Genomic DNA, 18,733 nt, shown 5'->3' on the forward strand with positions numbered 1-18,733 from the left:
TGGGTTCCATAAGCGGCAGAGATGGCTTCTCTACCTGGTCAATTCTGAGCTATAAACCGACCTGAATAGGTCGGAACAGCATAATGATGGCCATTTTCGGCGGCCAAGATCAGACAGGACTAATCCAGTCCTAAAGTTTCACGGATCACGGCCAATTTATCTGGCTCGCCATTGTGCGCGGCCTGCTGCATAGCCCGTGTCGGGGCATGAATCAACTTGTTGGTCAGGCGATTGGCCAATTCGGTCAGAACCCGCTCAGGATCCGTTCCATTGGCAAGGCCCTGCAGGCTCCGCGCCAGTATTTCAGCTTTGATATCGTCAGCCTGACAACGGTATTCACGAATGCTATCGACCGCCTCAAGCGAACGCAACCAACTCATAAAAGCAGCGCTTTCTTCGCTGACAATTGCCTCAGCCTGGATAGCAGCCACTTTACGTTGCTCACGGTTTCTTTCAACAATACTCTGCAAGTCGTCGACTGAATACAGATAGGCATCATTCAAATCCCCGACTTCCTGCTCTATGTCACGAGGGACAGCAATGTCCACCAACAACATAGGCTGATAGCGGCGAGCCTTGATTGCCTTTTCGACCATCCCCTTACCAATAATAGGTAACGGGCTTGCCGTTGAGCTGATCACAATATCCGCGCGGTGCAAATGTTCGGGGATCTCAGGCAGCGAGATCACATCAGCCCCAAATTCCCGGGCAAGGTTCTCGGCCCGTTCCCGAGTTCGGTTGGCGACAATAAGGCGGTTGCACCCCTGCTCGACCAAATGCCGAGACACCAGTTCAATGGTTTCCCCAGCCCCGACCAGCAACACTGTTGCCTCGGAGAGGGATTCAAAAATTTGTTTGGCCAGGGTACAGGCGGCAAAAGCCACCGATACCGCGTTGCCGCCGATGTCGGTTTCGGTTCGTACCCGCTTGGCTACGGTAAATGTCTTGTGGAACAGCTTCTCAAGCGTTCCGTGGATCACATCGCTCTCGCGAGAATCTGAGTAAGACTGTTTTACCTGCCCCAGAATTTGCGGCTCACCCAATACCAGTGAATCCAGACCGCACGATACCCTCATCAGGTGACGAACCGCTGCCTGCTCCTCATGATAATAGAGGCTGGGCATCAGCTCTTCGGTGCTGATCTGGTGAAAGCGGGTCAACCAATCGATAAGAATACCGGGACCCGCATGAGACACATCGCAATAAAGTTCAGTCCTGTTGCAAGTCGAAACCACCACGGCGCTGTTAACGTCAGGGTGAGCTTTGAGTTGCTCCAGGGCCAGCTTCATTTTTTCAGGCGAAAACGCAACCCGTTCACGTAAGTCTACCGAGGCCGTTTTATGGTTTATTCCTAATGCAAGCAATGTCATGGAGACGCTGTACCACTTCGCCGATGAAAAAAGAATTAGGGCGGGATTTTACTTGATGCCCCAGCGTAATTAAAGAACACAGGTCTAATGAATAGGGTATATCTCAAGAAATCACAGCGCAAAATTCTCACGGCCTTCTGTAAGAATGAGAAAAAATCCCAGAAATTCAACACCAAGAAGTTGGCAAACTGATCGGTTTACCGCTATTGTTTTGCCACAATATTTCACAGGAAATGAATGCTGATGATGCTTTCTATCCGGCCGGCTGTTGTGAAAACCTGCCGTCTAGTCCGTAAAACAGCCCCGATAGCACTCTGTCTGTCACTGCTTGCAGGCTGTGTCAGCCAACCTGAACATACCCGCACAAACTGGGATACCCATCAACAAGCCCTAAGCCAGCTCTCCAGCTATCAGGCCAAGGGGAAAATGGGCTACAAGGGCGACCAACGCTTTGGTGCCAACCTGCTGTGGGAGACCACCTCAAGCCACGACCACCTCCTGCTTACCAACTTCCTCGGCAGTACCCTGCTCAGGCTTGATGCTCGGCCAGGTCAAGTGACCTTAGTTAACAACGAAGGCAAGACCTTCCGCGGCGCTGACGCCACTCAGCTCGTCGGCGAACTAACAGGATTACGTCTGCCAATTGACCAAATGCGGGATTGGCTGATAGGCCTGCCTACTGCCGCCGACACCTTTCAGCTCAACGCCGACGGCAGGCTGAGTTACCTCGCCAAAGATATCAACGGCAAGCTATGGCAGCTAGACTATAACGAATATGACTACACGACGACACCGGCACTACCAAAACGGATGGTGCTTAGCTCGGTGGGCGTGTCGATAACCCTTGTCATCCATAATTGGTCAATCAACTAGAGCGCAGTATGATCACCCGTACCACACAATGGCCGGCTCCGGCAAAACTGAACCTATTCCTTTATATCACCGGCCGACGCCCCGACGGCTACCATGAACTGCAGACCCTGTTTCAGTTCCTCGATTACGGCGACACCCTGACCATCACTGCCAACACCAGCAATGCCATCAACCTGACCCCGACAATCGAAGGCGTCGCCACAGAAGACAATCTGATCTACCGCGCGGCTGTTGCATTGCGTGAACGGGCCGGGATCACCGCCGGTGCCGATATCCATATCGACAAGATCCTGCCGATGGGCGGCGGCCTCGGTGGCGGCTCCTCCAACGCGGCGACGACTCTGGTCGCACTCAACGCACTATGGCAGGCAAACCTGAGCACCGATGAATTGGCTGAGATTGGCTTGGCTCTGGGAGCTGACGTGCCGGTATTCGTACGCGGATTTAGCGCCTTTGCCGAAGGCGTCGGGGAAAAACTCCAACCGGCGGAACCGGAAGAGAAGTGGTATCTGGTGGTAAAACCAGAGGTAAATATCGCAACTGTCGATATTTTCACCCATCCGGAACTGAAACGGGATAGCAAAAAACGGTCACTAGATGCCCTATTGGCGGGGATTTACGGAAACGATTGCGAAAAAATCGTCAGATCGCTTCACCGCGAGGTTGATAACGCTCTTTCGTGGCTGTTAGAATACGCGCCATCGAGATTGACCGGCACTGGCGCTTGTGTCTTCGCTGAATTTAGCACTCAGCAGGCGGCCGATGCAACTCTGAACAAATTACCCGACTGGCTCCACGGATTCGTCGCAAAAGGTGTCAACACATCACCCCTTATGACAGCCTTGACCGCCCTTTCCACGGAATGTCAGTAACTACAACTTGGACGCAACCTGAGGTTTCCACCGTGCCTGATATGAAGCTGTTTGCTGGTAACGCGACACCAGAACTAGCCCAACGCATTGCTGACCGTCTTTACATTTCTCTCGGAGACGCAACAGTTACCCGTTTCTCCGACGGTGAAGTCTGTGTTCAGATTAATGAGAACGTTCGCGGTAGCGACGTATTCATCATTCAATCTACCTGTGCGCCAACTAACGACAACCTAATGGAACTGGTTGTCATGATCGATGCACTTCGCCGTGCCTCTGCTGGCCGTATTACTGCTGTAATCCCTTACTTCGGTTATGCTCGCCAAGACCGCCGCGTCCGTTCTGCTCGTGTGCCAATTACGGCAAAAGTCGTTGCTGACTTCCTATCTAACGTGGGCGTTGACCGCGTTCTGACTGTTGACCTGCACGCTGAGCAGATCCAGGGCTTCTTCGACGTACCTGTTGACAACGTATTCGGTAGCCCAGTGCTGCTAGAAGACATGCTGGCGAAAAAACTGGAAGATCCAGTGGTTGTCTCTCCAGACATCGGTGGCGTTGTACGTGCCCGTGCTATCGCCAAGCTGCTTGACGACACAGATATCGCTATCATCGACAAGCGCCGTCCACGCGCCAACGTTTCTCAGGTTATGCACCTGATCGGCGACGTTGAAGGTCGTGACTGCATCATCGTCGACGACATGATCGACACCGGCGGCACGCTTTGCAAGGCAGCCGAAGCACTGAAAGACCGCGGTGCCAAGCGCGTATTCGCCTATGCGACACACCCTGTGTTCTCTGGCAACGCACCTCAGAACATCCGCGAATCAGTGATCGACGAAGTTATCGTAACTGACTCTATCCCTCTGACTGACGAAATTGTTGCCACTGGCCGTGTTTCTGTACTGACACTGTCTGGCATGCTGGCTGAAGCTATCCGCCGCATCAGCAACGAAGAGTCAATCTCAGCGATGTTCCAGCACTGATAAAAACGCTCGACCCGATTGCCAACGCCCCGCTACAGCGGGGCGTTTTTCGTCTGGTGATGTCAATTTCACCGCAATTGGTATAACATAGCGCGCGATTTAAGCCCCCGATGATTGAGAGAGACGAGCGTGAGCAATACTATTCGCCTTTTAGTCGGCCTGGCCAACCCTGGTGCCGAGTATGCGAAAACCCGCCACAATGCGGGTGCCTGGGTAGTAGAAGAACTTGCCCGAGTGCATAACATCACCTTGCGCGAAGAGTCCAAGTACTTTGGCCTAACCGGCAGGATCCAGGCCAACGGGCAGGATCTGCGCCTGTTGATCCCAACAACGTATATGAACCTCTCCGGCAAATCTGTTGCTGCTCTGGCAAACTTTTTCCAGATCAAGCCTGAAGAGATTCTGGTTGCCCACGATGAGCTGGATCTGCCCCCGGGCGTCGCCAAGTTCAAAAAAGGCGGCGGTCACGGCGGCCACAATGGCCTGCGTGACATCATCAGCAAGATGGGTAACAACAAAGACTTCTATCGTCTTCGGATTGGCATCGGCCACCCGGGCGATAAAAACAAAGTGGCCGGATTTGTATTAGGCAAAGCCCCGGCCAAAGAGCAAGAGAACATCGACGCAGCTGTCGATGAAGCAGTACGCTGCATGGATCTTTTGCTTAAAGACGGCCTGAACAAGGCACAAAATCGACTACATTCATTCAAAGCTGAATAATCTGTCGACAACATAACAATTGTGTCCCGGCAGCTTGCTGCCGGACTGATTTACCGAGTAATTACCAAAAGGGTTTCACACCATGGGTTTTAAATGCGGAATCGTCGGCTTGCCTAACGTCGGCAAGTCAACTCTATTCAATGCGCTAACTAAAGCTGGCATTGAAGCAGCAAACTTCCCGTTCTGTACTATCGAGCCAAACACTGGCGTTGTACCAGTGCCAGATCTACGTCTGGATGCGCTGGCTACAATTGTAAAACCAGAGCGCGTACTGCCTACTACCATGGAATTCGTTGACATTGCCGGTCTAGTAGCGGGTGCGTCAAAAGGTGAAGGCCTAGGCAACAAGTTCCTAGCAAACATCCGTGAAACCGATGCTATCGGCCACGTTGTTCGCTGCTTCGAAAACGACAACATCGTTCACGTTGCTGGTAAGATCAACCCGCTTGACGATATCGAAGTTATCAACCTTGAGCTTGCACTTGCTGACCTAGACACTTGCGAACGCGCTATCCAGCGTCAAGCCAAGCGTGCCAAAGGCGGCGATAACGATGCAAAATTTGAAATCAAAGTCCTAGAAAAGATGCTGCCTACCTTCACTGAAGGCGGTATGGCGCGTTCTATCGACCTAAGCAAAGAAGAGATTGCAGCGATCAGCTACCTGAACTTCCTGACGCTTAAGCCAACCATGTACATCGCTAACGTGAGCGAAGACGGTTTCGAGGACAATGAGTTCCTAGACGCTGTTCGTGAGTACGCAGCCAAAGAAAACGCGGTAGTTGTACCTGTATGTGCTGCTATCGAATCAGAAATCGCCGAGCTTGACGATGCAGACCGCGAAGAGTTCCTGTCTGATCTGGGTATCGAAGAGCCAGGCCTGAACCGTGTTATCCGTTCTGGCTACGAGCTGCTTAGCCTACAGACATACTTCACTGCCGGCGTTAAAGAAGTTCGTGCATGGACTATCCCTGTAGGTGCAACTGCGCCACAGGCAGCGGGTAAGATCCACACTGACTTTGAGAAAGGCTTCATCCGTGCAGAAGTTGTTGGCTACGATAACTTCATCGAGTTCAACGGTGAAAGCGGTGCGAAAGATGCCGGTAAATGGCGTCTAGAAGGTAAGGATTACATCGTCAACGACGGCGACGTAGTGCATTTCCGCTTCAACGTATAATCCCACGCGGGACGTTCAGTACAAAAAGCCAGCATTTACGCTGGCTTTTTTTCTATCTGACTTTCATTTTCCCCTGAAATTCATCGTTGCTTGGCAGCTAACGTCATCAACAGCAGACAATTTTCAACATCCTTTTTCTCCCAAAACACCTTGAATCAGCATGGCATTCGCCCACTTCGTCCAAATAAGCAACGAACAACCATGTTTTTCCAAATTATTCAAAAAAACTGTTGACGGTTTTCGCTGGTATGAGCATAATGCGCCCCGTTCCCAAGACGGCAGCCAACACGGTGAGACGGATGAGGGAATAAAGAAAAATGGCTACGTAGCTCAGTTGGTTAGAGCACATCACTCATAATGATGGGGTCACAGGTTCGAATCCCGTCGTAGCCACCATTCTCCTTTTACGGAAAATGGTTCATAGTGCGGAAGTGGCGAAATTGGTAGACGCACCAGATTTAGGTTCTGGCGCCGCAAGGTGTGAGAGTTCAAGTCTCTCCTTCCGCACCATCTCTCTTTCCTATAATGTGATAGAGAGCGCTTCGAAGAAGCAATCTGCAGGTCTATCGCCAAGCGGTAAGGCAACGGGTTTTGATCCCGTCATCCCCTGGTTCGAATCCAGGTAGACCTGCCACTTTACAAGGTTGTGGATTACGAGTATAGTCGGCAACCCAAGATGGCTACGTAGCTCAGTTGGTTAGAGCACATCACTCATAATGATGGGGTCACAGGTTCGAATCCCGTCGTAGCCACCATCTTCTTTTGAAGATGAAAACAATTTGAATGCGGAAGTGGCGAAATTGGTAGACGCACCAGATTTAGGTTCTGGCGCCGCAAGGTGTGAGAGTTCAAGTCTCTCCTTCCGCACCATTATTAAAGTCTCTGAAAAGAGCAACTGCAGGTCTATCGCCAAGCGGTAAGGCAGCGGGTTTTGATCCCGTCATCCCCTGGTTCGAATCCAGGTAGACCTGCCACTTTACAAGGTTGATGATTAGTAGTATAGTCGGCAACCCAAAATGGCTACGTAGCTCAGTTGGTTAGAGCACATCACTCATAATGATGGGGTCACAGGTTCGAATCCCGTCGTAGCCACCATCTTCTTTTTGAAGATGAAACAATTTGAATGCGGAAGTGGCGAAATTGGTAGACGCACCAGATTTAGGTTCTGGCGCCGCAAGGTGTGAGAGTTCAAGTCTCTCCTTCCGCACCATTATTAAAGTCTCTGAAAAGAGCAACTGCAGGTCTATCGCCAAGCGGTAAGGCAACGGGTTTTGATCCCGTCATTCCCTGGTTCGAATCCAGGTAGACCTGCCATCATTTAGCTTAACGCTTGATTTAATATCATGTCGGTAAGTATGCGGAAGTGGCGAAATTGGTAGACGCACCAGATTTAGGTTCTGGCGCCGCAAGGTGTGAGAGTTCAAGTCTCTCCTTCCGCACCATTATTCTTCGGTTTAGACTTGTCTAAATTGAAAATACAATCAGAAGCATCCGAATGCGGAAGTGGCGAAATTGGTAGACGCACCAGATTTAGGTTCTGGCGCCGCAAGGTGTGAGAGTTCAAGTCTCTCCTTCCGCACCATTCTGCTCTGATTACAAAGTCTCTGAAAAGAGCACCCTGCAGGTCTATCGCCAAGCGGTAAGGCAACGGGTTTTGATCCCGTCATTCCCTGGTTCGAATCCAGGTAGACCTGCCATCATTTAGCTTAACGCTTGATTTAATATCATGTCGGTAAGTATGCGGAAGTGGCGAAATTGGTAGACGCACCAGATTTAGGTTCTGGCGCCGCAAGGTGTGAGAGTTCAAGTCTCTCCTTCCGCACCATTATTCTTCGGTTTAGACTTGTCTAAATTGAAAATACAATCAGAAGCATCCGAATGCGGAAGTGGCGAAATTGGTAGACGCACCAGATTTAGGTTCTGGCGCCGCAAGGTGTGAGAGTTCAAGTCTCTCCTTCCGCACCATTCTGCTCTGATTACAAAGTCTCTGAAAAGAGCATCCTGCAGGTCTATCGCCAAGCGGTAAGGCAACGGGTTTTGATCCCGTCATTCCCTGGTTCGAATCCAGGTAGACCTGCCATCTTTAAGATTGTTGATTATGTCAACACTCTATTGGCTACGTAGCTCAGTTGGTTAGAGCACATCACTCATAATGATGGGGTCACAGGTTCGAATCCCGTCGTAGCCACCATTCTCTTCCTTTACAGGCTGAGAATACCACGTGCGGTGGTGGCGGAATTGGTAGACGCGCTAGCTTCAGGTGCTAGTGTCCGCAAGGACGTGAGGGTTCAAGTCCCTCCCTCCGCACCAACAACTTGATTTAAGCGGAAGTGGCGAAATTGGTAGACGCACCAGATTTAGGTTCTGGCGCCGCAAGGTGTGAGAGTTCAAGTCTCTCCTTCCGCACCATTATTCTTCGGTTTAGACTTATCTAAACTGGAAATACAATCAGAAGCATCCGAATGCGGAAGTGGCGAAATTGGTAGACGCACCAGATTTAGGTTCTGGCGCCGCAAGGTGTGAGAGTTCAAGTCTCTCCTTCCGCACCATTCTGCTCTGATTACAAAGTCTCTGAAAAGAGCACCCTGCAGGTCTATCGCCAAGCGGTAAGGCAACGGGTTTTGATCCCGTCATTCCCTGGTTCGAATCCAGGTAGACCTGCCATATTTAAGATTGTTGATTATGTCGACACTCTATTGGCTACGTAGCTCAGTTGGTTAGAGCACATCACTCATAATGATGGGGTCACAGGTTCGAATCCCGTCGTAGCCACCATCTTCTTTTTGAAGATGACAATTTGAATGCGGAAGTGGCGAAATTGGTAGACGCACCAGATTTAGGTTCTGGCGCCGCAAGGTGTGAGAGTTCAAGTCTCTCCTTCCGCACCATCATTCTTCGGTTTAGACTTGTCTAAATTGAAAATACAATCAGAAGCATCCGAATGCGGAAGTGGCGAAATTGGTAGACGCACCAGATTTAGGTTCTGGCGCCGCAAGGTGTGAGAGTTCAAGTCTCTCCTTCCGCACCATTCTGCTCTGATTACAAAGTCTCTGAAAAGAGCACCCTGCAGGTCTATCGCCAAGCGGTAAGGCAACGGGTTTTGATCCCGTCATTCCCTGGTTCGAATCCAGGTAGACCTGCCATCATTTAGCTTAACGCTTGATTTAATATCATGTCGGTAAGTATGCGGAAGTGGCGAAATTGGTAGACGCACCAGATTTAGGTTCTGGCGCCGCAAGGTGTGAGAGTTCAAGTCTCTCCTTCCGCACCATCATTTAGAAACCCACCTTTGGTGGGTTTTCTTTTGCCTGAATTTTGGCAAAACTCAGAATTCAATCTGTTTTACAACCTACTCAAATGATCGTATCTCTCTGGTTGTGGAGCCGGGTGTTTTAATTACATCCGGCTTTTTCTTTGCCCGCAAAAAAAGCGGGACTCCGCCCGCTTCCTTCCAAATCCATTACAAACGACAGTTACAAAAAACTAAAGTCCCATCGCATACTTCAGTACCTGGTGCTTGATCGGCCCTGCGTGTTCCGCCGCCTTTAGACCGATATTGCGCAATAATTTCACCGGCAGTAAATCGTTGCTAAATGCCGTGTAGAAAAAATCCATCCCGGCCTGCATCAACAAATTATCCGGCCGGCGGCGACGTTCATAATTGGCCAATACAGCCATACCATCCCAATCCTGCTTCGCCTTCTCAATTTCCTCCAGCAGCACGCTGACATCCTTGAAGCCAAGATTCACCCCCTGCCCGGCCAATGGATTGATGGTATGGGCGGCATCACCGACCAAAACCACACCCGGCTTAACATAATGTTGGGCATGACGCCGCGTAAGCGGGAAGCTACCGTGACCTAGGATCTCAAAACCTCCCAGCTCGGCAGGGAAATGATGGCGGATCTGCTCGGCCAGCTGAGCATTGGGCATAGCCGATAATTGTTTAATCCGCTGCGGGCTGTCATACCATACCAGCGATCCCTGATGGCCAGGCAGTGGCAGGAACGAACGCGGGCCATGCGGGGTAAACATCTGCCATGTAATATCTTGCTGGGGTAAATCTGTTCTGACATTGATCAACATGCAGTGCTGGCGGTAATCCCATGCGGTGATCCCAATCCCAGCCTGTTGGCGGATCTGGGAATTGGCACCGTCGGCCCCAACAACCAGCCGGGTCAATAATTGTCGCCCGTCATCAAGCGTAACCTCGGTGCCATTATCGTGGTTGGCCAAGAATCGGATTTTCGCCGGGCACAATAATGTAAGCGTCGGGTACAGCTCGAATTGCTGCCAGAGTGCCAGCTGAATCACCCGGTTTTCTACAATGAAGCCTAACTGGTCAAGCTGCATCTGATCGGCGCTGAAACGCGTCCGGCATTCTGGGTGCTCCCACGTCTCAAGCCGTTTGTAAGGGCACAGGCGCATCGCCAAAACGTCATCCCACGCTCCCAATTGCTGAAGCAAGGCGACAGAATGTGGGGAAATTGCCGATACGCGTAAGTCCATCGGCTGCTCTGAATCAAACGCCTTGGGTTCGATGCCTTCAACCACTGCCACCGCCAGCCCCTGCTGGGCCAAACCAATGGCCGTTGCAGCACCGACCATCCCGCCACCGGCTACAACCACGTCAAACTGTTCCATTTAGGCTCCACTGCTGTGTCTATATTATTAACGCCACTATACCGCAGCTGCTTCCTACCACCTTGGCTAAACTCGAAAAATTCAAGAAAACCCGCAGCGCGATATACCCATTTTACCGAAATTCCCTACACTAGGCAGTGTCAATCATCGGCGGATGATCTGACTCGCTCACCCCATCTACGGAGAATACGCTTGCTACGCCGTCTAAAACACATCCTGCTCGGTACTATCCTATTTATTCTGGCTTTTCCCGTCTTCCTTGTCGCGGCGGGTAAATTTATCGACCCGCCCATATGGGGTTGGCAGATCCACCGCTCCCTGTTCCCGCCAAAGGATTTCCCGCCCTTCACCGCGCATGACTGGGTCGATCTAAAACAGATATCCCCAGCCATGCAATTGGCGGTCATTGCCTCGGAGGACCAGCACTTCCCCAGCCACCACGGCGTCGATATCAATGCGGTACTCACCATCATCAAACAGGCTGGCACCGACAGTCCCTCCCGCGGCGGCAGTACTATCACCCAGCAGACGGCCAAGAACCTGTTTTTGTTTCCCTCACGCACCTTCTTGCGCAAAGGTGTTGAGCTCTATTTCACCCTGTGGATGGAGTGGCTATGGAGCAAGTCTCGGATCCTAGAGGTCTACCTCAACATCGTCGAGTTCGCGCCGGGGGTCTATGGCGGCGAAGCCGCCAGCCAGACCTTCTTCAGCCGCCCGGCTTCCCGGCTGACGCCCCAGCAGGCCGCCCAGCTAGCCGCTGTTCTTCCCAATCCCTACCGGATGAGCCCTGCGCCCGCCAGCTCCTATATTAAAAAGAGGGCGCGCTGGATTCGCCAGCAAATGCGTCAACTCGGGATGCAAACCCTTGACCGCCTTGATCGCTAAACCCACATTTTATTCGGGGTGGTGATGATCTGGTCAGGCAGGACGTAAAGCAGTACAATACGCGGCTTGCTACAGTCACCACCCTACTTGAATGTGCTGACTGAACGATGCAATGTTGAATGCAATGAATAAACACTACGAGTGAAGAGTTAGACATGGCTAAGAAACTGCTTATTAAAACCTGGGGTTGCCAGATGAACGAATACGATTCATCGAAAATGGCCGATCTTCTAAATGCAGCCAATGGCTTCGAGTTAACGGAAGAACCAGAAGAAGCAGATGTTCTGCTGCTCAATACCTGCTCGATCCGTGAAAAGGCTCAGGAGAAAGTTTTCCATCAGCTTGGCCGCTGGAAGACACTTAAAGACAAGAAACCTGGCCTGGTTATCGGTGTCGGTGGTTGTGTGGCAACCCAGGAAGGTGACTCTATCCGTAAACGTGCGCCCTATGTGGATGTGATCTTTGGCCCGCAGACACTGCACCGCCTGCCAGAAATGATCAAGCAGTCACAAAATACCGAAGCGCCGGTTATGGATATTTCTTTCCCGGAAATCGAAAAGTTCGACAGCATGCCAGAACCAAGGGCTGAAGGCCCAACTGCGTTCGTATCAATTATGGAAGGCTGCTCAAAGTACTGTACCTACTGTGTCGTACCATACACCCGTGGTGAAGAAGTTAGCCGCCCGCTTGACGACGTGCTGTTCGAAATTGCCCAGCTAGCCGATCAAGGCGTGCGCGAAGTTAACCTATTGGGTCAGAACGTAAACGCCTACCGTGGCCCAATGCACGATGGTGAGATCGCCACTTTTGCTGAGCTATTGCGCCTGGTCGCAGCGATTGACGGTATTGACCGTATTCGCTACACCACCAGCCACCCAATCGAGTTCACCGATGATATCATCGAGGCCTATGAAGATACGCCAGAGCTTGTTGACTACTTGCACCTGCCGGTTCAAAGTGGCTCAGATCGTATTCTTACCATGATGAAGCGCCCTCATACGGTGCTTGAATACAAATCGAAAATCCGCAAGCTGCGAAAAGTTCGTCCAAACATCACCATGAGCTCCGACTTCATTGTTGCGTTCCCAGGTGAAACGGACCAAGACTTCCAAGATACGATGAAGCTCATTCGCGATATCGATTTCGATATCAGCTTCAGCTTTATTTTCTCCCCTCGCCCGGGTACTCCGGCAGCCGATTATCCGTGTGATATTCCGGAAGAGGTGAAGAAAACACGCCTGTACGAACTGCAGCAGCAGGTGAACAGCCAGGCAATGCGCCATGCCCGCCAAATGCTTGGCACCGAGCAGCGTATTCTGGTTGAAGGTCCATCGAAGAAAAACATCATGGAACTACGCGGCCGCACGGAAAACAACCGCATCGTCAACTTTGAAGGCTCAGCCGATCTCATCGGCCAGTTCGTTGACGTGAAAATCACCGATGTCTTGACCAACTCACTGCGTGGTGAACTGGTACGTACCGAAGCCGAAATGAACCTTCGCGTTGCCATGTCTCCAGCCGAGGTCATGGAAAAGACACGCAAAGAAGATGAATTGGGTGTAGGCGTATATACTCCATAGTAAGACGCCCGTTCGACACAAGTAGGACGAGCCCTGAACCAGAGGCTGCCCATCCGGGCAGCCCTATTGAGAGGCAAATCTTGAGCAAAGTTATTACCATTGAATTTAATCTGGAACCCGCCAATAACCAGCGCCTTTCCAGCCTTTGTGGCCCCTTCGACGATAACATCAAACAACTTGAACGCCGTTTGGGTGTAGAAATCAACCACCGCAGCAGCAGCTTTAGCATTGTCGGCCAGCCGCATACGGCCCAAGCCGCCGCTGACATCATCAAGACGCTCTACGTCGATACCGCACCGGTTCGCAACAACGTGCCAGATATCGAGCCTGAGCAGATCCACCTTGCCATCAAAGAATCTGGGGTTCTCGAGCAAAACATCGAGTCCAGCATTCCCTACGGCAAGGAAGTCGTCATCAAGACCAAGAAAGGCGTTATCAAGCCAAGGACTCCGAACCAGGCCCAGTACATCGCCAACATGGTCCGCCACGATATTACCTTCGGGGTCGGCCCAGCCGGTACCGGTAAAACCTATCTTGCTGTTGCCGCCGCGGTTGATGCCCTCGAGCGTCAGGAAATTCGCCGCATCTTGCTGACCCGCCCTGCAGTCGAGGCCGGCGAGAAGCTCGGTTTCTTGCCGGGGGATCTAAGCCAGAAGGTCGATCCATACCTGCGCCCGCTCTATGATGCCCTGTTCGAAATGCTGGGCTTCGAGCGTGTCGAGAAACTGATTGAACGCAACGTTATCGAAGTCGCCCCGCTGGCCTACATGCGCGGCCGTACCCTTAACGATGCCTTTATCATCCTCGATGAGAGCCAGAACACCACGGTCGAGCAGATGAAGATGTTCCTGACCCGTATCGGCTTCAATTCGCGGGCGGTGATCACCGGTGACGTCACCCAGATCGACCTGCCGCGCGGTGCCCGCTCCGGTCTGCGCCATGCTATCGAGGTGCTATCGGACGTTGACGAGATCAGCTTCAACTTCTTCCAAGCCGATGATGTCGTCCGCCACCCAGTGGTTGCCCGCATCGTACAGGCCTACGAAGTATGGGAAAACGAAGATCAGAAACAACGCAAGCTCAATGAGCAGCGTCGCCGTGACGAACAGGCCGCTAATCAAGCAGCGCTGTTGGCCAATCAAGCCAACCCACATGTAGAAACGGAAAAAACAGAGTAATGGCTATTTACCTTGACCTCCAAGTCGCCACAGAAAATACCGACGGAATGCCAAGCGAAAGCGACTTCCAACAATGGCTCGATGCGGCAATTGCCCCGTTCCAGCCAGATGCCGAAGTGACCATCCGCTTAGTTGACGAGGAAGAGAGCCACGCCCTCAACCACCAATATCGCGGTAAGGACAAACCGACCAATGTTCTGACCTTCCCGTTCGAAACACCGCCTGGTGTCGAGCTCGAACTTTTGGGTGATTTGGTCATTTGTCGCCAAGTTGTCGAAAAAGAAGCAATTGAGCAGGAAAAGCCACTATCGGCACATTGGGCACATATGGTTGTACATGGCAGCCTGCATCTGCTAGGTTATGACCACATCGAAGATGATGAAGCTGAGGAAATGGAAGGCTTGGAAACGGAAATCATGCAAAACATGGGTTTTTCTGATCCGTATGCCGCAGAAAAGCTGTAACCATTGGCTATTTTTGTTGTCTAATAGGTACGGCGGCGAAGCTGCCGTATTTTTCCCTGTGGCACAGCCACTTAACTGATATAGAAGTAATTCCTTACAAGCAATGAACGAAGATAACTCACAGAATTCTGAAGGTCCGAGTAGAAAGTCCTTCTTTGAACGTATTGGCCAACTTTTCCAAGCTGAGCCGCAGAACCGCGAAGATCTTGTCGAAGTGTTCCGCGATTCAGAAGAAAACGCACTGATCGACCACGACACCCGCGATATGCTCGAAGGTGTTATGGAAATCGCCGAGATGCGGGTTCGCGATATCATGATCCCTCGCTCTCAAATGGCCACGGTCGATCGTTCTCAGAAGTTAGAAGATCTGATTAATTTAATTGTTGACGCCCAGCACTCTCGCTACCCGGTGATCAGTGACGACAAAGACCATGTGGAAGGGATCCTCCTTGCCAAAGATCTACTGCGTTACCTGCTGCCAAACAGCGAGCCGTTCGACATGGACAAGGTTTTGCGACCAGCGGTCGTAGTACCTGAAAGCAAGCGTGTAGACCGCCTGCTTAAAGAGTTCCGCGAGGAGCGCTACCATATGGCCATCGTCGTCGATGAATTCGGCGGGGTGTCAGGAGTTATAACCATTGAAGATATCCTCGAGCAGATCGTCGGTGAAATCGAAGACGAATTCGACGACGAGGAAGAGCAGGATATCCGTCAGTTAAGCAAACATACCTATGCGGTAAAAGCTCTGGCGACCATTGAAGATTTCAATGAACTGTTCCAGACTCAATTCAGTGACGAGGAAGTCGATACTGTAGGCGGTCTGGTTATGACCAGTTTCGGCCACTTGCCGACACGAGGCGAAGTTGTTGAGTTGGATGGTTATTCTTTCAAGGTAACGTCGGCAGACAACCGCCGTGTGATTCAGTTGCAAGTGACCGTGCCGCATGAAGCACATCAACCGACAACAACATCATAACGAATGACAAAACAAACCATTATGAAGTTGGGACAGCCTGCGCTGGCTGTCCCAGCAGGTGCGCTAGCCACCCTTTCTTTCGCTCCATACCATCATTGGTACCTCGCTCCCGTCTCCCTGTTTGCCTTATTCATCCTACTGCAAAATCAATCAGCCAAGCGTTCAGCCCTGATCGGTTTCCTGTGGGGATTAGGGTTATTCAGCTCTGGGATCAGCTGGGTCCACGTCAGCATTGCCAATTTCGGCGGAATGCCTTGGCTGGCCGGCTGGACGCTGATGGCGTTGCTTATCTCCTACCTCGCCCTCTACCCGGCTTTGTTCGGCTACCTGTTCAATACCTTCAACCGCGGGCGACCGTTCCACCAGCTGATGCTGAGCGGACCGGTGATCTGGTTGCTCCTTGACTGGGTCCGCGGTTGGCTGATGACCGGCTTCCCTTGGTTGTGGATGGGCTATGGCCAAATAGACAGCCCGTTTGCCCCCCTCGCCCCGATTCTGGGCGTAGAGGGCATTACACTGGCATTGGTACTGTCCAGCGGTGCACTTGCGGCGGCCTGCTATTACCGTCGCTGGCAACCGCTGCTGGTACCCGCTCTCATCGTAGGGATCAGCCTTCTTGCGGGACAAAAAGCCTGGGTTACCCCTGAGCCTAGCAAGGCCGTCGATGTCGCGATGATCCAAGGCAACGTGCCGCAGGAAATCAAGTGGCTGCCAAGCCAACGTTGGCCGACCCTGATGAAATATACGGATCTCACCCGGGAGAACTGGGGGGCAGATCTGATCATCTGGCCGGAAGCCGCCGTCCCCGCACTGGAGAAACAGGTTCCAACCTTCCTCCAGAATCTGGATGCTGCCGCCCGCAACAACCACAGCACGGTGATCACCGGGATCCTTGACCAGAACGACAAGGGCCAGTTCTTCAACAATATCCTGACCCTGGGTGTCAATGCCGTCGGGCCGTACCATTACGATGGTGCCGAGCGCTACAGCAAGTACCATCTGCTGCCGTTTGGCGAGTTCGTGCCGTTCGAGGATATCCTCCGCCCATTGGCTCCGTTCTTCAACCTGCCGATGTCATCGTTCAGCCGAGGAAGCTATATTCAGCCCAACCTCGAAGCCAATGGCCATTCGCTGGCTCCGGCACTGTGCTACGAGGTCGCGTTCAGCGAGCAGGTACGCCGCAATGTCAATGTCGATACCGAGTTCCTCCTGACGCTCTCCAACGACACTTGGTTCGGCCGCTCCATTGGCCCATTCCAGCACATGGAGATCGCCCAGATGCGCTCACTAGAGCTCGGCAAGCCGCTACTGCGCGCAACCAATAGCGGTCTGACCGGCGTGGTTGACCATAACGGCAAGATCATCGCTTCGATCCCACAGTTCGAAAGTGCCGTGTTACGTACCGAGGTCATCCCTACTACCGGCATGACCCCGTACACAACGCTAGGCAGCTGGCCGTTGTACATCTACATGCTATGGTCTATTGCCCTATCGTGGCTTCTCGTCCGCCGTCAGGCCGGGCGCTTCCGCGATCAACAGCCGCAGGTTAACTACCACGACTGAGAACTCGGTGGCAAAAAGGCTGAATCTACCCTGAAAAACCAGCAAAAGGCGAAGGTAACCCCTTCGCCTTTTTATTTGCCTTGCTAATATTGAGGGGACATTTTTACAGCTGCAGGGAATCGCGATATGAAAACAATCTCCAAGCTCTTTACCATGCTCAGCGCCGTCGCCCTGCTGTGCATCGCAACAGGCTCTGTTGCCAAAGATGAGTTAGAGACACAGGCGGCATTGGACAGCTTCCGAGCCGCACCAGAAACCCAGCCCTTTTTCCATTCCGCCTATGGCTATGCTGTCTTCCCATCCGTCGGCAAAGGCGGTTTCTGGATCGGTGGCGCATACGGCACGGGTACCGTCTATCAGAACGAGCATGTCACCGGACACGCCAAACTTTACCAGCTATCACTGGGCCTCCAGTTTGGCGGACAGGCATACAGCGAAATCATCTTCTTCCAAGATCAACGCGCTTTCAAGCGCTTCACCAGCGGTAACTTCGATCTCGACGCACAGGCATCGGCCGTCGCCCTAACGGAAGGCGCGCAAGCCAAAGCCGGTACCGCGGGGCTCAGTGCCAGCTCGGGAGAGCACCATATGGATGCCAGCTACACCAACGGGGTGGCCGTCTTTACCTTCGCCAAGGGCGGGATGATGATAGAAGCATCGATTGCCGGCCAGAAATTCAATTATACGCCTCTTGGCCAGCAGACCACGCCCCCAAACACCTCGGCGCAGGACAATGCAGAACCCACCGTCGTCGTAGTCGGTACCCTGGAACGCCCCTAGATTACGGGATGATTACAAGAGGTCCAGACACCAACAAAAACAGCGGACCAATTGGCCCGCTGTTTTGTCGTTAAATAATGACAGACCGACAACCTCGCACTAAGGCGAGAGGGGCTGACGAGTGAATCGGGTATGGCCGCACTTGAGACACGGCGAAATAGCCTTAACATGGGTGATCAGCTCGCGGTGGCCACATTTCTCACACACTAAATTGCCCAGTCCGACGAGCTCACCGGCTTCATAGACCCCCTGGTGCTGCAAATCGTCCATCACCTCATGCCACTCAATCTGGGTTTTGTCGGTAATTTCAGCCAGCCCTTCCCATATTGTCTCGCGTACCACGTTGTAAAACGGGCTCTCGCTCAACGGCACCGAACTGCTGTCGGCATGCTCCCCGAACTCCTGCAAGTCACGCTTGAGATAGGCAGAAATCAGTGCCAGCTCATCTTTGGTCATATCACTGGCCGCCTGACGGTACTGCTCTGTCACCTCCGCCCAATGCTTGAGTTCATCCGGGCTATGCTTGAGCGTTTCCTTCACCTGCTCCAGAAGCGCTTCGTATTCTGCTTGCCGCTTAGCCATCGTTCTCCTCCTTTATTGCTCCAGGCCGAACTTTGCAGCCTGTTTGGAGTGATAACCTTGTAGGTTACCAACAATTCGCCACCGAAATGATT

General features: G+C 52.2%; 15 protein-coding genes and 25 tRNA genes. 37 read left to right on the top strand and 3 right to left on the bottom strand.

The annotated features are described in order from the left end of the window. Positions 1 to 119 precede the first annotated feature (119 nt). The gene (hemA, locus tag ACSF8X_RS14235) at positions 120 to 1,370 is read right to left on the bottom strand and encodes a glutamyl-tRNA reductase (protein WP_047881111.1); all 1,251 of its coding nucleotides are present in this window, start codon (positions 1,368 to 1,370) and stop codon (positions 120 to 122) included. A 243-nt stretch (positions 1,371 to 1,613) separates the two neighbouring features. On the opposite strand from hemA, the gene lolB reads away from it, so the two are divergent. The 30 genes from lolB to ACSF8X_RS14385 all read left to right on the top strand — a co-directional run bounded on the left by lolB (position 1,614) and on the right by ACSF8X_RS14385 (position 9,260). Continuing rightward, positions 1,614 to 2,243, top strand: coding sequence for a lipoprotein insertase outer membrane protein LolB (gene lolB, locus ACSF8X_RS14240; protein WP_240478379.1), 630 nt, complete (start codon positions 1,614 to 1,616; stop codon positions 2,241 to 2,243). An 8-nt stretch (positions 2,244 to 2,251) separates the two neighbouring features. Next, entirely contained in the window at positions 2,252 to 3,115 is an 864-nt protein-coding gene (gene ispE, locus ACSF8X_RS14245) for a 4-(cytidine 5'-diphospho)-2-C-methyl-D-erythritol kinase (RefSeq protein ID WP_047881110.1), read from the top strand. A gap of 32 nt (positions 3,116 to 3,147) precedes the next feature. Then, on the top strand, positions 3,148 to 4,095 hold the full coding sequence (locus tag ACSF8X_RS14250; protein ID WP_047881109.1) for a ribose-phosphate pyrophosphokinase: 948 nt from the start codon (positions 3,148 to 3,150) through the stop codon (positions 4,093 to 4,095). Positions 4,096 to 4,224: 129 nt separating this feature from the next. Then, positions 4,225 to 4,815 (top strand): aminoacyl-tRNA hydrolase, encoded by a 591-nt coding sequence (gene pth / locus ACSF8X_RS14255; protein ID WP_047881108.1) that lies wholly within the window; start codon positions 4,225 to 4,227, stop codon positions 4,813 to 4,815. Positions 4,816 to 4,897: 82 nt separating this feature from the next. Further along, entirely contained in the window at positions 4,898 to 5,989 is a 1,092-nt protein-coding gene (gene ychF / locus ACSF8X_RS14260; protein WP_047881107.1) for a redox-regulated ATPase YchF, read from the top strand. A 319-nt stretch (positions 5,990 to 6,308) separates the two neighbouring features. Beyond that, positions 6,309 to 6,385, top strand: a tRNA-Met gene (locus ACSF8X_RS14265). Between the two features lie 29 nt (positions 6,386 to 6,414). Then, positions 6,415 to 6,499: transfer RNA gene (locus ACSF8X_RS14270), tRNA-Leu, on the top strand. A 49-nt stretch (positions 6,500 to 6,548) separates the two neighbouring features. Next, positions 6,549 to 6,623: transfer RNA gene (locus ACSF8X_RS14275), tRNA-Gln, on the top strand. A 44-nt stretch (positions 6,624 to 6,667) separates the two neighbouring features. Next, positions 6,668 to 6,744: transfer RNA gene (locus ACSF8X_RS14280), tRNA-Met, on the top strand. Positions 6,745 to 6,774: 30 nt separating this feature from the next. Beyond that, positions 6,775 to 6,859: transfer RNA gene (locus ACSF8X_RS14285), tRNA-Leu, on the top strand. Positions 6,860 to 6,888: 29 nt separating this feature from the next. Continuing rightward, a tRNA-Gln gene (locus ACSF8X_RS14290) sits at positions 6,889 to 6,963 on the top strand. 44 nt (positions 6,964 to 7,007) lie between these two features. Next, positions 7,008 to 7,084, top strand: a tRNA-Met gene (locus ACSF8X_RS14295). Between the two features lie 30 nt (positions 7,085 to 7,114). Further along, positions 7,115 to 7,199, top strand: a tRNA-Leu gene (locus ACSF8X_RS14300). A 29-nt stretch (positions 7,200 to 7,228) separates the two neighbouring features. Beyond that, positions 7,229 to 7,303 (top strand) — tRNA-Gln (locus ACSF8X_RS14305). Positions 7,304 to 7,346: 43 nt separating this feature from the next. Continuing rightward, a tRNA-Leu gene (locus ACSF8X_RS14310) sits at positions 7,347 to 7,431 on the top strand. A 55-nt stretch (positions 7,432 to 7,486) separates the two neighbouring features. Further along, a tRNA-Leu gene (locus tag ACSF8X_RS14315) sits at positions 7,487 to 7,571 on the top strand. Positions 7,572 to 7,611: 40 nt separating this feature from the next. Continuing rightward, a tRNA-Gln gene (locus ACSF8X_RS14320) sits at positions 7,612 to 7,686 on the top strand. A 43-nt stretch (positions 7,687 to 7,729) separates the two neighbouring features. Then, positions 7,730 to 7,814, top strand: a tRNA-Leu gene (locus ACSF8X_RS14325). Between the two features lie 55 nt (positions 7,815 to 7,869). After that, positions 7,870 to 7,954, top strand: a tRNA-Leu gene (locus ACSF8X_RS14330). Between the two features lie 40 nt (positions 7,955 to 7,994). Next, positions 7,995 to 8,069 (top strand) — tRNA-Gln (locus tag ACSF8X_RS14335). Between the two features lie 34 nt (positions 8,070 to 8,103). Beyond that, positions 8,104 to 8,180, top strand: a tRNA-Met gene (locus ACSF8X_RS14340). Positions 8,181 to 8,212: 32 nt separating this feature from the next. Then, positions 8,213 to 8,299 (top strand) — tRNA-Leu (locus ACSF8X_RS14345). 14 nt (positions 8,300 to 8,313) lie between these two features. Continuing rightward, positions 8,314 to 8,398 (top strand) — tRNA-Leu (locus ACSF8X_RS14350). Positions 8,399 to 8,453: 55 nt separating this feature from the next. Then, a tRNA-Leu gene (locus tag ACSF8X_RS14355) sits at positions 8,454 to 8,538 on the top strand. A 40-nt stretch (positions 8,539 to 8,578) separates the two neighbouring features. Next, a tRNA-Gln gene (locus ACSF8X_RS14360) sits at positions 8,579 to 8,653 on the top strand. Positions 8,654 to 8,687: 34 nt separating this feature from the next. Continuing rightward, positions 8,688 to 8,764 (top strand) — tRNA-Met (locus ACSF8X_RS14365). 28 nt (positions 8,765 to 8,792) lie between these two features. Continuing rightward, positions 8,793 to 8,877: transfer RNA gene (locus ACSF8X_RS14370), tRNA-Leu, on the top strand. 55 nt (positions 8,878 to 8,932) lie between these two features. Then, positions 8,933 to 9,017 (top strand) — tRNA-Leu (locus ACSF8X_RS14375). A gap of 40 nt (positions 9,018 to 9,057) precedes the next feature. Then, positions 9,058 to 9,132, top strand: a tRNA-Gln gene (locus ACSF8X_RS14380). 43 nt (positions 9,133 to 9,175) lie between these two features. Then, positions 9,176 to 9,260 (top strand) — tRNA-Leu (locus tag ACSF8X_RS14385). 212 nt (positions 9,261 to 9,472) lie between these two features. Here ACSF8X_RS14385 and ACSF8X_RS14390 read toward each other — a convergent pair. After that, on the bottom strand, positions 9,473 to 10,633 hold the full coding sequence (locus ACSF8X_RS14390; protein ID WP_500850282.1) for a 2-octaprenyl-3-methyl-6-methoxy-1,4-benzoquinol hydroxylase: 1,161 nt from the start codon (positions 10,631 to 10,633) through the stop codon (positions 9,473 to 9,475). 192 nt (positions 10,634 to 10,825) lie between these two features. Between ACSF8X_RS14390 and mtgA the strand changes: the two genes are divergently transcribed. From mtgA to ACSF8X_RS14425, 7 genes are all read left to right on the top strand, one after another. Further along, positions 10,826 to 11,518 carry a monofunctional biosynthetic peptidoglycan transglycosylase gene (gene mtgA / locus ACSF8X_RS14395; protein WP_500851195.1) on the top strand — a complete coding sequence of 231 codons (693 nt, stop codon included), beginning with the start codon at positions 10,826 to 10,828 and terminating at the stop codon, positions 11,516 to 11,518. A gap of 155 nt (positions 11,519 to 11,673) precedes the next feature. Continuing rightward, positions 11,674 to 13,098, top strand: coding sequence for a tRNA (N6-isopentenyl adenosine(37)-C2)-methylthiotransferase MiaB (gene miaB / locus ACSF8X_RS14400; protein WP_047878514.1), 1,425 nt, complete (start codon positions 11,674 to 11,676; stop codon positions 13,096 to 13,098). Positions 13,099 to 13,178: 80 nt separating this feature from the next. After that, positions 13,179 to 14,276 (top strand): PhoH family protein, encoded by a 1,098-nt coding sequence (locus ACSF8X_RS14405; protein WP_047878513.1) that lies wholly within the window; start codon positions 13,179 to 13,181, stop codon positions 14,274 to 14,276. Next, complete coding sequence (ybeY, locus tag ACSF8X_RS14410; protein WP_047878512.1) at positions 14,276 to 14,740, top strand: rRNA maturation RNase YbeY; 465 nt, start codon at positions 14,276 to 14,278, stop codon at positions 14,738 to 14,740. Before ACSF8X_RS14405 ends, ybeY begins: the two co-directional genes overlap by 1 nt. Positions 14,741 to 14,843: 103 nt before the next feature. Next, positions 14,844 to 15,716, top strand: a complete 873-nt coding sequence (gene corC, locus ACSF8X_RS14415; protein ID WP_047878511.1) for a CNNM family magnesium/cobalt transport protein CorC — start codon at positions 14,844 to 14,846, stop codon at positions 15,714 to 15,716. A gap of 3 nt (positions 15,717 to 15,719) precedes the next feature. Further along, the gene (gene lnt, locus ACSF8X_RS14420; RefSeq protein WP_500850283.1) at positions 15,720 to 17,279 is read left to right on the top strand and encodes an apolipoprotein N-acyltransferase; all 1,560 of its coding nucleotides are present in this window, start codon (positions 15,720 to 15,722) and stop codon (positions 17,277 to 17,279) included. Between the two features lie 126 nt (positions 17,280 to 17,405). Next, positions 17,406 to 18,059, top strand: a complete 654-nt coding sequence (locus ACSF8X_RS14425) for a lipid-binding SYLF domain-containing protein (protein ID WP_500850284.1) — start codon at positions 17,406 to 17,408, stop codon at positions 18,057 to 18,059. 99 nt (positions 18,060 to 18,158) lie between these two features. Here the strand turns inward: ACSF8X_RS14425 and ACSF8X_RS14430 are convergent, their stop codons facing one another. Then, positions 18,159 to 18,641, bottom strand: a complete 483-nt coding sequence (locus ACSF8X_RS14430; protein WP_047878508.1) for a zinc ribbon-containing protein — start codon at positions 18,639 to 18,641, stop codon at positions 18,159 to 18,161. Positions 18,642 to 18,733 lie beyond the last annotated feature (92 nt).

The organism is Photobacterium panuliri, from assembly GCF_059920555.1.

Excerpts from the sequence above, each read along its gene's own strand:
- ispE (WP_047881110.1), top strand. The coding sequence starts at position 2,252 with ATGATCACCCGTACCACACAATGGCCGGCTCCGGCAAAACTGAACCTA.
- lolB (WP_240478379.1), top strand. The coding sequence starts at position 1,614 with ATGATGCTTTCTATCCGGCCGGCTGTTGTGAAAACCTGCCGTCTAGTC.
- ybeY (WP_047878512.1), top strand. The coding sequence starts at position 14,276 with ATGGCTATTTACCTTGACCTCCAAGTCGCCACAGAAAATACCGACGGA.
- ACSF8X_RS14430 (WP_047878508.1), bottom strand. The coding sequence starts at position 18,641 with ATGGCTAAGCGGCAAGCAGAATACGAAGCGCTTCTGGAGCAGGTGAAG.
- ACSF8X_RS14425 (WP_500850284.1), top strand. The coding sequence starts at position 17,406 with ATGAAAACAATCTCCAAGCTCTTTACCATGCTCAGCGCCGTCGCCCTG.
- ychF (WP_047881107.1), top strand. The coding sequence starts at position 4,898 with ATGGGTTTTAAATGCGGAATCGTCGGCTTGCCTAACGTCGGCAAGTCA.
- corC (WP_047878511.1), top strand. The coding sequence starts at position 14,844 with ATGAACGAAGATAACTCACAGAATTCTGAAGGTCCGAGTAGAAAGTCC.
- ACSF8X_RS14390 (WP_500850282.1), bottom strand. The coding sequence starts at position 10,633 with ATGGAACAGTTTGACGTGGTTGTAGCCGGTGGCGGGATGGTCGGTGCT.
- miaB (WP_047878514.1), top strand. The coding sequence starts at position 11,674 with ATGGCTAAGAAACTGCTTATTAAAACCTGGGGTTGCCAGATGAACGAA.
- hemA (WP_047881111.1), bottom strand. The coding sequence starts at position 1,370 with ATGACATTGCTTGCATTAGGAATAAACCATAAAACGGCCTCGGTAGAC.
- lnt (WP_500850283.1), top strand. The coding sequence starts at position 15,720 with ATGACAAAACAAACCATTATGAAGTTGGGACAGCCTGCGCTGGCTGTC.